The sequence below is a fragment of the Ruegeria marisrubri genome (assembly GCF_001507595.1).
GTDB lineage: Bacteria > Pseudomonadota > Alphaproteobacteria > Rhodobacterales > Rhodobacteraceae > Ruegeria > Ruegeria marisrubri.
This window is the reverse complement of the sequence record NZ_LQBQ01000035.1, coordinates 31,720-45,568: the sequence shown is the minus strand read 5'-3', so window position 1 is coordinate 45,568 and position 13,849 is coordinate 31,720. Positions and strand designations below refer to the sequence as shown.

13 protein-coding genes are annotated in these 13,849 nt (G+C 64.0%); 7 read left to right on the top strand and 6 right to left on the bottom strand.

Going from position 1 to position 13,849, the window contains the following annotated elements; translation table 11 throughout:
• The 5 genes from AVO45_RS14425 to AVO45_RS14405 all read right to left on the bottom strand — a co-directional run bounded on the left by AVO45_RS14425 (window position 1) and on the right by AVO45_RS14405 (window position 6,967).
• Window positions 1-3,402 carry an efflux RND transporter permease subunit gene (locus AVO45_RS14425; RefSeq protein WP_068348184.1) on the bottom strand — a complete coding sequence of 1,134 codons (3,402 nt, stop codon included), beginning with the start codon at window positions 3,400-3,402 and terminating at the stop codon, window positions 1-3.
• Window positions 3,403-3,407: 5 nt separating this feature from the next.
• The gene (locus AVO45_RS14420) at window positions 3,408-4,862 is read right to left on the bottom strand and encodes an efflux RND transporter periplasmic adaptor subunit (RefSeq protein ID WP_068348182.1); all 1,455 of its coding nucleotides are present in this window, start codon (window positions 4,860-4,862) and stop codon (window positions 3,408-3,410) included.
• Window positions 4,863-4,969: 107 nt separating this feature from the next.
• Entirely contained in the window at window positions 4,970-5,512 is a 543-nt protein-coding gene (gene moaB, locus AVO45_RS14415) for a molybdenum cofactor biosynthesis protein B (protein WP_068348180.1), read from the bottom strand.
• 91 nt (window positions 5,513-5,603) lie between these two features.
• A complete protein-coding gene (locus AVO45_RS14410) occupies window positions 5,604-6,203 on the bottom strand; it encodes a metallophosphoesterase family protein (protein ID WP_068348179.1) in 600 nt (199 codons plus the stop codon).
• On the bottom strand, window positions 6,200-6,967 hold the full coding sequence (locus AVO45_RS14405) for a uracil-DNA glycosylase (protein WP_068348177.1): 768 nt from the start codon (window positions 6,965-6,967) through the stop codon (window positions 6,200-6,202). The genes AVO45_RS14410 and AVO45_RS14405 overlap by 4 nt, the downstream gene beginning before the upstream one ends.
• Before the next feature lie 85 nt (window positions 6,968-7,052).
• On the opposite strand from AVO45_RS14405, the gene AVO45_RS14400 reads away from it, so the two are divergent.
• The 7 genes from AVO45_RS14400 to AVO45_RS14370 all read left to right on the top strand — a co-directional run bounded on the left by AVO45_RS14400 (window position 7,053) and on the right by AVO45_RS14370 (window position 12,393).
• A complete protein-coding gene (locus AVO45_RS14400; protein ID WP_205627898.1) occupies window positions 7,053-7,730 on the top strand; it encodes a scavenger receptor class F, member 2 in 678 nt (225 codons plus the stop codon).
• Window positions 7,731-7,817: 87 nt separating this feature from the next.
• Window positions 7,818-8,753 carry an aspartate carbamoyltransferase catalytic subunit gene (locus AVO45_RS14395; protein ID WP_068348175.1) on the top strand — a complete coding sequence of 312 codons (936 nt, stop codon included), beginning with the start codon at window positions 7,818-7,820 and terminating at the stop codon, window positions 8,751-8,753.
• On the top strand, window positions 8,750-9,271 hold the full coding sequence (locus tag AVO45_RS14390; protein WP_068348173.1) for a hypothetical protein: 522 nt from the start codon (window positions 8,750-8,752) through the stop codon (window positions 9,269-9,271). The genes AVO45_RS14395 and AVO45_RS14390 overlap by 4 nt, the downstream gene beginning before the upstream one ends.
• The gene (locus AVO45_RS14385; protein WP_240482149.1) at window positions 9,256-9,642 is read left to right on the top strand and encodes a hypothetical protein; all 387 of its coding nucleotides are present in this window, start codon (window positions 9,256-9,258) and stop codon (window positions 9,640-9,642) included. The genes AVO45_RS14390 and AVO45_RS14385 overlap by 16 nt, the downstream gene beginning before the upstream one ends.
• The gene (pyrC, locus tag AVO45_RS14380; protein WP_068348169.1) at window positions 9,639-10,919 is read left to right on the top strand and encodes a dihydroorotase; all 1,281 of its coding nucleotides are present in this window, start codon (window positions 9,639-9,641) and stop codon (window positions 10,917-10,919) included. Before AVO45_RS14385 ends, pyrC begins: the two co-directional genes overlap by 4 nt.
• Window positions 10,919-11,524, top strand: coding sequence for a glycerol-3-phosphate 1-O-acyltransferase PlsY (gene plsY / locus AVO45_RS14375; RefSeq protein ID WP_068348166.1), 606 nt, complete (start codon window positions 10,919-10,921; stop codon window positions 11,522-11,524). The genes pyrC and plsY overlap by 1 nt, the downstream gene beginning before the upstream one ends.
• A gap of 305 nt (window positions 11,525-11,829) precedes the next feature.
• Window positions 11,830-12,393 (top strand): outer membrane protein, encoded by a 564-nt coding sequence (locus AVO45_RS14370; RefSeq protein ID WP_240482148.1) that lies wholly within the window; start codon window positions 11,830-11,832, stop codon window positions 12,391-12,393.
• Between the two features lie 72 nt (window positions 12,394-12,465).
• Here the strand turns inward: AVO45_RS14370 and AVO45_RS14365 are convergent, their stop codons facing one another.
• A complete protein-coding gene (locus AVO45_RS14365) occupies window positions 12,466-13,836 on the bottom strand; it encodes a glutamate--cysteine ligase (protein WP_068348162.1) in 1,371 nt (456 codons plus the stop codon).
• Window positions 13,837-13,849: the final 13 nt, after the last annotated feature.

Below are 13,849 nucleotides of genomic sequence, written 5' to 3'. Positions count from 1 at the left end.
TCAGGCCCTCCGCTGCCCCGAGAAACGCCGGAAGAGAATAGCCGATAGACCGATCGCAATTCCCAGAATCGCCACGGCGCCGATCAGGAACAACCCGAACCCGACCCGCATGATGTTCGCGCTGTCCGGCGCGTCACTCATCCACGTCACGACCTCTGGCAGCCTACCGCTGACAAGCGGCCAGACCATCGTCAGGCCCAGCCAGACCAACATCACGACACCGGTTCCCACGATCGCGGCCCGCACCAGACCGTCCGGGCCGCGCAAGGCACGCCGCATCGCGGTCAGAGGCCTGGCCACGTCCTGCTGGATCGCCATCAGCGCCGGGACCAGAATGAGCACCAGCAGCATTCCGAAGCCCAGCCCATAGACCAGCGTGATCACCGTCGGCTTCAGGAACTGCGCCTGCTGCGAGCTTTCATAGAGCAGCGGCACCAGCCCCAGGACGGTGGTGAGCGTGGTCAGCATCACCGGCCGCAGCCTGTCCGATGCACCTTCCACGATCGAGGGGAACAGCCCCCGGTCGCGCTGATGTTCGTCGATGGTGGTCACCAGCACGATCGAGTCGTTGATGATGATGCCCGTCATGCCCAGCAGGCCCACCACCGAGAACATGCTCAGCGGAACGCCCCACAGGTAATGCCCCCAGATCGCCCCGACGAGGCCGAAGGGAATGATCGCCATCACCACAAGGGGCCGCGTCCAGCTTGCGAAGATCCAGGCCAGGACGAGGTAGATGCCGGTCAGGCACAGGATCAGGCCCGTGCGGGCCTCGGTCAGGAACTCGTCTTCCTGCTCGCTGAGCCCGGACATGCGCCATTCGACCTGACGCTCGCTGGCGATTCTCGGCAGGAGCTCTTTTTCCAGCGCCCGCTGGATCTCGGCGGCCCGCGCCGGATCATCCTCGGAAATGTCGCCGTTAACCGAGATCACGCGAAGCCCGTCTTCCCGCCGGATCGTCGCGAAGCCCGACTTGCGCTCGACCGAGACGATGTCGGCCAGCGGAACATAGACACCCTGTGGCGTTCGCATCAGGGTCCGCTCGAGGAAATCCGCCGTCAGTTCGCCTTCGGGCAACTCGACCCTGATTTCGGCGCTGCGCGGTCCATCAGGGAATGTCGCCGCCTCGATGCCGTTCAGCCGGTTGCGCAGAACCCGACCCAATGTCTCGATGGTAAATCCCAGCGCCTGCCCCTGCGGAGTCAGGTCGAGAATGAATTCTTCCTTGTCGTAGGCAAGAGTGTCTTCAAGAGCGGAAACCTGCGGGTACTTCAGCAGTGCCGCCTGCAAATCTTCGGACGCCGCCTTGAGCGTATTCACGTCCGCTCCGAAGAACTGCACGTCGAGCGCGTCACCACCGGGCCCAGAGCGGTATCCTCGGAAGCTGAGGGTCTCGACCATCGGATGACGGACGACGAAATCCTGCAACTCGCCGACAAAGGCAAAGCTTGAATAGGGGCGCAGATCGGCGTCGATCAGTTCGATCGAGATACCGCCAAGCAGGTCCTTGTCCTTGCCTTCGGCACCGTGCAGACCGAAACCGGCGCTGCCACCGACCTCGGCCAGAACATAGTCTATCGGGTTGCGCCCGTAGCGGTCCTCGTAGATCCGCCCCAGTTCCTCGGCCGCACGCTGCAACTCGCGCATCATTTCGAGCGTGTCGGCGCGGGTGGCGCCTTCGGCCATGATGAAGTTTCCCGTAACCGAGCCGCGCTCGGGCGCGTTGAAGAACCGCCAGTTCACGTCACCGCGGATGAAAAGCGCAAGCTGCGAGGCCAGGATCGCCACCGCGCCGGCCAGAACCACGTACCGGCCCCATATGACCCAGGACACCAGGTGCCGGAAAACGTGGTCGCGCATCCACCGAAAGCCCCGGTTCACCAAGCGGTTCGGCAGGTCATACCAGTGTTCCCTGGCCGAATGCGCGATGGCGTGGGACATATGGTTCGGCAGGATCAGGAAACACTCGACCAGCGAGGCCATCAGCACCGCGATCACCGTAAAGGGAATATCGCGGATCAACTCGCCGAAACGGCCGCCGATGGCCGTCAGGCCGAAAAATGCGATCACCGTGGTGATCGTGGCGGCGAAAACCGGCATCGCCATGCGCTTGGCCGCGCGTTCCGAGGCGACCACGGGATCCTCTGCCAGCCTGCGCGCGCGGAAATCGGCATGTTCGCCCACCACGATGGCGTCATCGACGACGATGCCGAGCGTGATGATCAGGCCGAACAGCGAGACCATGTTTATCGACAAGCCGGCTGCATACATCACCGCGATCGCGGCAAACATCGAGGCCGGAATACCCGCGGCAACCCAGAAGGCGATCCGGGCGTTGAGAAACAGAAACAGCAGGCATATGACCAGGCCTAACCCCAGCAGACCGTTGTCTATCAGAATGTCCAGGCGGTCCGCGATCGCCTGCGCCCGGGTGCGGATCATCTCGACCGTCACCTTGTCCGGCAGGCTGGCCTGCATTTCGGCGACGACCTTCTCGACGGTCCGCTGGATCGCAATGGCGTCGCCCTGACTGGACCGGTCCACCCGGATCGACATGGCCGGATCATCGCCGACAAAATAGCTGCGTTCGCGGGCCACCCCCTCGGCCCTGATGCGCGCCACGTCGCCGATCGTCAGCGTCGATCCGTCCGAGTGGGTCCGCAACACGATGCCTTCGATTTCCTCCGGGGTGCGTTTCTCGGCACCGGTGCGGATTCGCGCATTGGCCCCCGCGACGTCGCCTGCCGGATTTGCATTGGCCTCGGCCGCGATCGCCGAGGCGATTTCGGACATGCTGATGTCATTGGCGATCAATTGCGCGCTGGGCACTTCGACCACGACGCGCGGCGCCGCCACACCCCGGATCGACGTTCTGGTCACCCCGGCCCGGAACAGGCGGGCTATCAGTTCATCGGCAAGACGCGCCAGCTGCCCGGGCTCGATCGGACCGGTGATGACCACATCCGTCACCCTGTCCCGCCACACGCCGCGCTTGATTTCGGCCTCTTCGGCATCCAGCGGCAGGCCCGTCACCCCGTCCAGCACCGTTCGCACGTCATCGGCGGCACGCGCCATATCCCAGCCGGGTTCGAATTCCACCTGTATCTTGGCCCGCCCCTCGCGCGAAACGGATGTGGTGCTTTCAACACCCTCGACGGCCAGCAGCACCGGATCCAGCGCCTGCACGATGGCATTGTCCACATCCTCGGGGCCGGCTCCCTCCCACTCGACGGTGACATCCAGCCGTTCGAGGATCACATCGGGGAAAAACTGCGCCCGCATGTTGGGAATCGCCGCAGCGCCAAGGACGAGGAAAACCAGCAGAAGAAGGTTCGCGGCGGTCCGGTGCCGAGTGAAATAGCTGAGCAATCCGCCCGCCGCACCGGGGATCTCTCGGATCATCTGTCTCAGCCCCCGGTCCGGCTTTCAAGTTGCCGGACCAACCGAGCCGGAACCCTGGTTTCGGCAAGCAGGCGCAACGCCTTGGCCTTGGCCTCGTCCGACAGGCGCTCGCTGGTCTCGACGACCGAAACCAGGGTCGAGCGGCGCTCTTCGGTCAACTCGATCATCTCTTGCGCCAGATCGGCCCGAGCTTCGGTTCGCAGGGGCCGCACCCGCACCCCCGTTCCCAACAAGGGCGTCCGGCCAATCACCACTTCGCGCCCCGCCAGCCCGTCTCCGCGCAGCAGAACCTCGTTGCCCTGACGCCGCACCAGCTCTACCGGCAGCATTTCAAGACGTTCATCCTGCCCCAGCACCAGAACCGTTCCCGAAGCATCCAGAGCCGAGGACGGTAGCCGCACCACGTTCTCCAACGGCTGTTCCGTGACTGACACCGTGACAAAATCGCCGGGCTTGAAACCGGGCGCATCATTCAACCGGGCGAAAATCAGGCGCCCCGACTGCCCTTCGCCCGCGGTGCCGCTGTCCCGGCTGATTACACCTGTCGCGCTCACGTCGGCCCCCGTGACCTCGAGCGAAACCCTGACCGGTGCCGGGATCAGGCGCCCCTCTTCGTCCAGCAGCCGGACATATTGCGCTGTTGAGACACGAAAGGCCACTTCCAATGCCCGCGGATCCACCAATTCGGCCAGTTTCTCGTTGGCGGCAACAAGCCGGCCCTCGACGAGCGTCACGCCGCTGAGCGTGCCGTCGAACCGGGCACGAATGGTCAGATCCTCGAGATCACGCTCAGCCGTTTCAAGGGCGATGCGGGCACGCGCCAATCGCGTGGCGGCCTGATCGACCCGGGATTCGGCCTGCGCCACGGCGATGCGCCGGGCCAGAACCGCTTGCCGCGCCGAGGCCGCAGCCAGTTCCGCGGTTTCGACGCTCGCCTCGGAGCCGAACCCACGTTCGGCCAGATCCTGCTGGCGCTTCAACGCCCGCTCGCGCAACTGGGCCTGAGCCTCTGCCGCCTTTAGTTCATCCCTGGCCAGCAGCAGCGACCGTTCGGCATCACGTTGTTCGACCTGAGCGTCCAGCAGGTCGGACTTTGCGCTATCCAGTTCCGAGAGGGCATCCGCCGGATCCAGTTCGACCAGAACTTCCCCGGCGCTGACCCGTCCGCCTTCCTCGAAATTTTCGGAAAGGGCGATCACCCGCCCACCGACAGCCGCGCGCAATTCCAGCCTGCGGCGGCTCTGCACCTCGCCAAAGACTTCCAGATAAGGGGTAACCGTTTCCAGCTCGGCGGTCCGGACATTGACGGTGAACACTCTTTCCCGCCCCTGCACGGGCTGGCTGTCCCGCGCCATGAACTCTTGCACCGCACCCACGATCATCTGTGCGGCATAGATCAGCAACGCCAGCGTCAAAGACGCCAGAAACACCCCGATCAGGCTCTGCCGCAAGAATCGCATCTGTCAGGTCACTCCGGTCACATCGGAACACTCCCCGCTGAACGTAGCTGGGCAATGAAAAATGCCAAGCCACAAAGCGGTTACAAGCTATGATACGCGGAAACAGTCTACTTCCGTCGCAGGTGTTCGTCCAATCGAGGCATTATCTCGACAAAGTTGCAGGGGCGGTGACGGTAGTCGAGCTGTTTTTCCAGTATTCCGTCCCATGCGTCCTTGCAGGCGCCGGGGCTGCCGGGCAGCGCGAACAGGTAGGTTCCTCCCGCAACCCCGCCGGTTGCCCGGGACTGCACGGCGGAGGTGCCGATCTTCTCCATCGAAACGATCGTGAAAACGGTTCCGAACGCCTCGATTTCCTTCTCGTAGACATCCCTGTGCGCCTCGACGGTAACGTCCCGGCCGGTCAATCCGGTGCCGCCGGTGGAGATCACCACGTCAATCTCGGGATCGGCCACCCATTCGCGCAGCTGCGCCGCGATGTCGGCGCGTTCGTCGCGCACGATCCTGCGGTCGGCGAGGTGATGCCCCGCGCGTTCGATGCGGTCTACCAGGGTCTGCCCCGATCGGTCCTCTTCCATTGACCGCGTGTCGGATACGGTCAGAACGGCGATGCGAACCGGGATGAATTCCTTGTTTTCGTCGATGCGCGACATGGATTTTCAGGGCCTTTCCATCATTGAGAGCCGAGTTGACGGCGTTGAGCAAATCGCTCCTCCGGCCGTCCCGGCAACGCTGCTTTTTGGATCATGCGGTAATCTCGAACCAGTTCACGGTGGGACCGAGGTTGGCGACCGCCGTTTTCCCGATGGCGCCGCGAAACCCCCAGCTGTCGTGAATATGGCCGCAAAACGCCAGTTTCGGCTGGATCCGCTCGATCGCGTCCCGCACCGCGATCGACCCCACCGAAACCCCTTGCGAGGTCACGTCGCCGGTGCCCTTGGGCGGAGAATGAACGATCAGAATGTCCGCCCGGTCGCAGCGATCCAGCATCTCGGTTGCCTCGGCTTCGGTCATGTCGCAGGACCAGTCGCCGAACGGTGTCACCGGCACCCCGTAGCCCAGCCCGAACAGGCGCACACCATCCACCGTCATCCCGCTGCCATGCAGGACATGGACACCTTCGGGCACGGCTGCGGCCAGTTCCTCGGCGCTTTCGGCATTGCCGGGCACCAGGACCAGAGGCGCGGAAATGCCTGACAGCATGGACATCGCCTCGGGCAGACCCTGACGCATGTTGCAATAGTCGCCGGCGCCGATCACGAGATCGGCCTCGCTGCTGGCCTGAACCAGATCCGCGGCGCGGGCCCGCGCCATGTGAAGATCGGAAAAGGCCAGCACTTTCATTGCAATCCTCCCAGACGCGCCTTGAGTTCCAGCAGGTCCGCCCAGGCCTGCCGTTTCATGTGCGGCTGGCGCAGCAGATAGGCCGGGTGGAACATCGGGATCACCGGCAGGTTCATCGCCTGATCCCATCGCCCGTGCAGGCGGGTTATGCCCCGTTTGCCCAGCACGGCCTGACAACTGATATTGCCCATGAGCACGAGGATCTCGGGCTTTGCCAACGCGACGTGACGCTCGAGGAAGGGCTTCATCATGCCGATTTCCTCGGGCTTTGGGTCGCGGTTCTGCGGTGGGCGCCACGGCAGAACGTTCGTGATGTAGACGTTTTCGCGGCGGTTCAGATCAATGGCCGCCAGCATGCGATCCAGCAACTGACCGGCGCGCCCGACAAAGGGCAACCCTTCGCGGTCTTCATCGCGGCCCGGGGCTTCGCCGATGATCATGACACGCGCGCCCGGCGTTCCGTCGGCAAAGACCAGGTTGCGCGCACCGCGTTTGAGTTCGCAATGTTCAAACTCCTGCAACGCCGCGCGCAACTCGTCGAGCGAATTGGCGGCAGCTGCCGCTTTTCGCGCCAATTCGACAGGATCGACTTCCTTGGGCTTGGCGGGGGCCCTCTGCGCGACCTCGGGCTTTTTCGCCTTGGGGGCGGTATCGGGCAGGGCATACCGGTCCACCGGAGTGTCCCCGATGGCTTCCGTCGCGCCCAGTTCGATCTGCCATTCCAGCAATGCGCGGGCGGTTTCATGGTCGATTGCCGATTCCATGCCTCCCAATCTAACTGCCTTGGCGGCAAGGGAAAGAGAAATGCCCTTGCCTGCGTCTTCGCTGCACCCGACCATGGCGACATTCATGCATAGTTTGGTCCGATTCTTCCTTTCCACGATCCTGCTCGTTCTGACGGGCACGTTCGCGGCTGCCGAGGGCGGGCGTTCCGAATGCCGCCCGGGCCAGATCCGCTGTGGCCAGTTCAATTGCTGCTCGCCCTCTCAGCGATGCAGCTGGGACGGCTACTGCATTCCGCCGGGCGGCACCTATTGCGGGGGCGGGCGTTCTTGCGGGCCGTTCGAGGAATGTGTCGCCGGCGGCACCCGTTGCGCGCCGGCCGGACCCGGCAAATGCACCTCGGGCCTGACATGCCCGCCGGGAATGACCTGCACCAGAACCGGTGAATGCGTCCGGGAAGGAGATGGCCGGGCCGAGATACGCCCGCCCACGAAATGTGTCGGCGGCCGCGTCTGCCCTGCCGGGTCCACCTGCCTGCCGGACGGAGGCTGCACGCGGCCCGGATGGTTCCTCTGCCCCGAAACCGGCTCGCAGTGCCGCCCCGGCTTCAAATGTTCGGAACATCAGGGATGCGTCCCCGTCAAGGCGGTCGATTGCGGCTATGGCAAATGGTGCAGACCCGGGCAGCGTTGCCTCGACAACGGGGGATGCGAGGATCTGGAGGCGACGGGCTGCGGCGACGGGCAGCCCTGTGATCCGGGCCACGAATGCTCCGATGACGGCATCTGCGAGAAAACACCCTGATCGCGCCCTTCCGCGACCCCGGATCATGTTGCCCCGCCGCCCTGTCCTTCCTATAAGCGGCCCGACTGTCAGACAGGAGCCCGGCCCATGAGTTTTGCCCATCGTCACCTTCTCGGCATCGAGCACCTGTCCCCCAGCGACATCACCGCCATTCTGGACCTGGCCGAGACATACGTCGAACTGAACCGCCAGCCGGCCAAACGCGCCGACGTGCTGGCGGGGCTGACCCAGATCAACATGTTCTTCGAGGCCTCCACCCGCACGCAGGCCAGTTTCGAGTTGGCGGGCAAGCGGCTGGGCGCGGATGTGATGAACATGGCGATGCAGGCCAGTTCGATCAAAAAGGGCGAAACCCTGATCGACACGGCGATGACGCTGAACGCCATGCATCCCGATCTGCTGGTGGTGCGCCATCCGCATTCGGGCGCGGTGGACCTGCTGGCGCAGAAGGTGAACTGCGCCGTCCTGAACGCAGGCGACGGGCGGCACGAACACCCCACGCAGGCATTGCTGGACGCGCTGACCATCCGCCGCGCCAAAGGGCGGCTGCACCGGCTGAACGTGGCCATCTGCGGCGACATCGCGCACAGCCGCGTGGCGCGGTCTAACCTGATCCTGCTGGGCAAGATGGAAAACCGAATCCGCCTGATCGGCCCGCCGACGCTGGTGCCCGCGCATTTCGCCGAGTTCGGCGCCGAGGTCCATGACGACATGCACGAGGGCCTAAAGGACGTGGACGTGGTGATGATGCTGCGGCTTCAGAAAGAGCGCATGGATGGCGGTTTCATCCCGTCGGAACGCGAATACTACCACCGCTATGGTCTGGATTCCGAGAAACTGGCACTGGCCAAGCCCGATGCAATCGTGATGCATCCCGGCCCGATGAACCGCGGGGTGGAAATCGACGGCACGCTGGCCGACGACATCAACCGCTCGGTCATCCAGGACCAGGTCGAGATGGGCGTGGCCGTGCGCATGGCGGCGATGGAACTGTTGGCCCGCAACCTGCGTGGCGCGGCATGAGTGAGTTGAGCGTCGCACCGGGCGAACGTGGCGTCCTGCGCCTGTTCACGCTGGACATGCGCCCCGAAGAGGCGCGTTTCCTGCGCGAACCCGGCGCGGCCGAGCAGATGCTCGGGGTCGACAGCCTCGATCACACGCAGATCGACGTCTTTCCCGTCTCGGATCTGGAGGAGTTGGGCCTCTATGGCTACCTGTCCGAGGGTTGCGGCATCTCGGCGGATCAGCTGGACCGGGCGACTCTGGACCGGATCAAGGGCTGGGTCATGGTGCTGCGCAGCAAGGCCTTTCAAGACCGCGCGGAGGAGCTACAACCGGACCCGCGTCTGACATTGGTGGGCCTTTATACCGAAGAGGCGACGAACTGGCGCGGCGCGCCGATCGAGACGCAAAGCGCACGCCCCTATTCTGCCCCGCCCGGTCGCGTTTTCCAGGACGACAAGGCGAGACGAATTGGTTCAATTTTCTTGGCCCTGATACTGGTTTTGATCGTGGGAGGCATCCTGTGGCTGATACTGTGACCTTTACGCCTGACAAAGGGGCCTATATCCGCACCAACACCTGGTTGGCCGCCGGCGCGATGGCCGGCGCAATGGCCGTGCTGTGGCTGATCGGCAACCCCTATGCCTGGACCGGCGCCCCGGCCGGATTGGCCGCGGTTGTCGTACGGGCCTGGTATCTGGCCTCGGAAGAACTGGAGGCCAAGTGGGAGATGACTGCCACCACCCTGACCGGCCCCGGGCCGCGCATCGTGCCGCTGAACCAGATCGAGGCCGTCAACACCATGGGCAGTTTCGTTCAGATCGTCACCAAGGCCGGCGACAAGCACCTGATCAAGTACCAGGCCGATCCCGCCGCAACCAAGACCGCCATCGAAAGGGCGCTGCCATGAGCGACATTCTCTTTACCAATGCCCGCCTGATCGACCCCGAAGCCGGCACCGACGCGCAGGGCTGGCTGAAAGTCTCCGACGGGCACATCACGACAGTTGGGCAAGGCGTGCCCGATGGCGCTGACGCGGAAGTCGTCGATTGCCGAGGCAAGTGCCTCGCCCCGGGCATCGTCGATATCGGCGTCAAGGTCTGCGAGCCGGGCGAGCGGCACAAGGAAAGCTACAAGTCCGCCGGTCTGGCCGCGGCCGCCGGGGGCGTGACCACCATGGTCACCCGCCCCGACACGGACCCCACCATCGACACGCCCGAAACACTGGAATTCGTCACCCGCCGCGCGCAGGCCGACACGCCGGTCCACGTTCTGCCCATGGCCGCGCTGACCAAGGGGCGCGAGGGACGCGAGATGACCGAGATCGGGTTCCTGATGGATGCCGGCGCCGTCGCCTTTACCGACTGCGACCGTGTCATCGCCAACACCAAGGTGTTCTCCCGCGCGCTGACCTATGCGCGCTCGTGCGGCGCGCTGGTCATCGGCCACCCGCAGGAACCGGGGCTGAGCAACGGCGCTGCCGCCACCAGCGGCAAGTTCGCCACGTTGCGCGGCCTGCCCACCGTCTCGCCCATGGCCGAGCGGATGGGGCTGGATCGTGATATCGCTCTGCTGGAGATGACCGGGGCGAAATACCACGCCGATCAGATCACCACGGCCCGCGCCCTGCCCGCATTGGAACGTGCCAAGCGCAACGGGCTCGACATCACAGCGGGCACTTCGATCCACCACCTGACGCTGAACGAGTTCGACGTGGCCGATTACCGGACCTTCTTCAAGGTCAAGCCGCCCCTGCGTGCCGAGGACGACCGGTTGGCGGTGGTCGAGGCTGTGCGATCCGGGCTGATCGACATCATCAGCTCGATGCACACGCCGCAGGACGAGGAAAGCAAGCGCCTGCCCTTCGAAGAGGCGGCCTCGGGCGCGGTGGCGCTGGAAACGCTGCTGCCGGCGGCGCTGCGGCTGTATCATTCCGAGCAGCTTGACCTGCCGACCCTGTTCCGCGCCATGTCCCTGAATCCGGCGAACCGCCTTGGGCTGGAATGCGGGCGCCTGTCGGCCGGCGCGCCCGCCGATCTGGTCCTGTTCGACCCGGACGTGCCCTTCGTGCTGGATCGGTTCACGCTGAAGTCAAAGTCGCAGAACACCCCGTTTGACGGCCAGCGCATGCAAGGTAGGGTGCTGGCCACCTATGTCGCCGGACGGAACGTTTATCGGAGAGACTGATGCCGCCCATTGATACCTCGACCGCCCAACTGCTGCTTTGGGCCCTGATCGGCTATGGTCTGGGCTCGGTCCCCTACGGGATGATCGTGGCAAAGGTCATGGGGCTGGGAAACCTGCGGCAGATCGGGTCGGGCAATATCGGCGCGACCAATGTGCTGCGCACCGGCAACAAGGCGGCGGCGGCCGTGACATTGCTGTTCGACGCGGGCAAAGGAGCAGTGGCCGTGCTGCTGGCGCGCGCCTTCGCGGGCGAGGACGCCGCGCAACTGGCGGCCCTGGCGGCCTTTGTCGGGCATTGCTACCCGGTCTGGCTGCGGTTCCGGGGCGGCAAAGGCGTCGCCACATTCCTGGGCTTGTGGCTGGCACTGGCCTGGCCTGTCGGCATTGCCTGCTGTCTGACCTGGCTCGCGGCGGCAGCAGTGACGCGCATTTCCTCGATGGGCGCGCTGATGGCGGCGGCGTCTTCAACGATCTGGGCCGTTTTTCTAGGATACGGAACCACCTTCCTGCTGGGCGTCATTCTGACCGTCATGATCTACTGGAGGCACCGCGCCAACATCGCCCGGATCCGGGCCGGAACGGAACCCAGGATCGGACGCTCGTAGTCACGAACGGCCAAACCCCGGTTCCGCGCCTGCCTACACCGGCGACCCTTGGTAGAAAGATTGTTGCGCCGCACGATGTGATTTGAGGTTCCGCCTTTTTGGCGGTATCATTCCGGCACTTGAATTTCAGTTTATTCATGAAGCGGCGTCTGCCTTTTTTTGGGGGGCAGGGGCATGGTGTGAATTTCAGAAGTTTTTTGACGGTCAGAAGCGGCATCAGCCGAAGGGAATTCTGGCAACACCTTCGATGCCCTCCCCGGTGCACCGAGATTTCAATGAAAGGATAAGAGATGGCGCGGAACCTGATGATTTTCTCTGCCCTTTCCATTCTGGCCTCAGGACAGGCGTGGGCACAATCCGCGACGGAAAGCAGCGTGACGCAGTATGCGTCAACCCTGCCCCCGACCAACTACGACTGGACCGGGTTCTATGCGGGGGGGCAGCTGGGATATATCGGCGCGGATACGAACCTTTCGGGCATTGACGGAGATGACTGGATCGGCGGGCTGAACCTTGGCTATGACTACGATTTCGGCACCTGGGTTCTAGGTGGCGGTTTCGATTATGACTGGACGGATGTTTCTCTGGGCAGTTCTGCCTCGATCGACGACATCTGGCGGCTCAGGGTCCGGGCCGGATACAAGGTGAACGAAGGCCTGCTTTACGGTGTCGGCGGCTATGCCGAGGCCAGCGTCAGCACCTTGGGCAGCGATGACGGCTGGTTCATCGGCGGCGGCTACGAACACGTTGTCAACGGCGATGTCAGTGTTGCCGGTGAACTCCTGTATCACGAGTTCAACAATTTCAACGGCTCCACCGTGGACGTGGATGCCACCACGATTCAGGTTCGTGCGGCCTTTCGGTTCTGAACCAGACGGCAGAAACGCAAACGGGTCCGCCGGTTCAAATGGCGGACCCGTTCTGATTGGCCTTTCCAGCAATCAATAGCTGTATTCGGCGTAAATGCGGGTCAGATCCCCGTTCCAGTCGCCATAATAATGCTCGAGCAGTTCATCGGCCGGCACCTTGCCGCTTTGCAGACTGTCCTTGAGAGCGTTCAGGAAATGCGTCTCATCCGGCACCATGCCGCCCGCCCCCGGCCGAGCGCGGGCCTTGAGGCCGGCTTCGGCGACCGACACCGCCTCGCGCGCCAGTTCGTGCATGTCGATACCAGCAACCTTGGCCTGCAGCCCATCCTTGCTGGCCGCGACGCGTAGCGCCTCGCGGGTTTCGGCATCCCAGCCCTTGACCAGGTCCCAGGCCGCGTCCAGCGCGCTTTGTTCGTAGGTCAGGCCGACCCAGAAGGCCGGCAATGCGCACAGCCGCCGCCACGGGCCACCATCAGCACCGCGCATCTCGATGAATTTCTTGATCCGAGCCTCGGGGAAGATCGTGGTAAGATGGTCGGCCCAGTCGCTCAGCGTCGGGGTCTCACCCGGCAACGCGGGCAGCTCACCCTTGAGGAAGTCACGGAAACTCTGGCCCAGCGCGTCGATGTATCTGCCGTCGCGATAGACGAAATACATCGGCACATCGAGCGCGTATTCCACCCACGCCTCGAAGCCGAAGCCATCCTCGAACACGAAGGGCAACATGCCGGTGCGCGCGGGATCCAGATCGCGCCACACGCGCGAGCGCCAGGACTTGTGGCCATTCGGCTTGCCCTCGAAAAACGGAGAGTTCGCGAACAGGGCGGTCGCCACCGGCTGCAATGCCAGCGCCACGCGCAGTTTCTGCACCATGTCCGCCTCGGAGGCGAAGTCGAGATTCACCTGCACCGTGCAGGTGCGATACATCATGGTCTTGCCCATGGTGCCGACCCGATCCATGTAGTCGGTCATCAGCTTGTATCGCCCCTTGGGCATCACGGGCATCTGTTCATGCGTCCAGATCGGCGCCGCGCCCAGACCGATGAAACCGACGCCGATCTTGTCGGCGATGTCCTTCACGTCCTTCAGGTGCGCGTTCACCTCGTCACAGGTCTCGTGAATCGTCTCGAGCGGCGCGCCAGACAGTTCCAGCTGCCCACCGGGTTCGAGCGAGACATTGGCCCCGTCCTTTTCCAAGCCGATCAGCTTGCCGCCCTCTTCCAGAGGTGCCCAGCCGTGCAGATCGCGCAGCCCCTCGAGCACCGCCAGGATCGACCGCTCGCCCTCGTAAGGCAACGGCTTGAGCGTTTCCTTGCAGTAGCCGAACTTCTCGTGCTCGGTTCCGATGCGCCAATCCTGCTTGGGCTTGCAGCCATCGGCCAGGTATTCGGCCAGTTGTTCGTGGCGCTCGATCGGCCCGCCGCCGGACTGAGGAATGGACATGAACCGTGCTCCG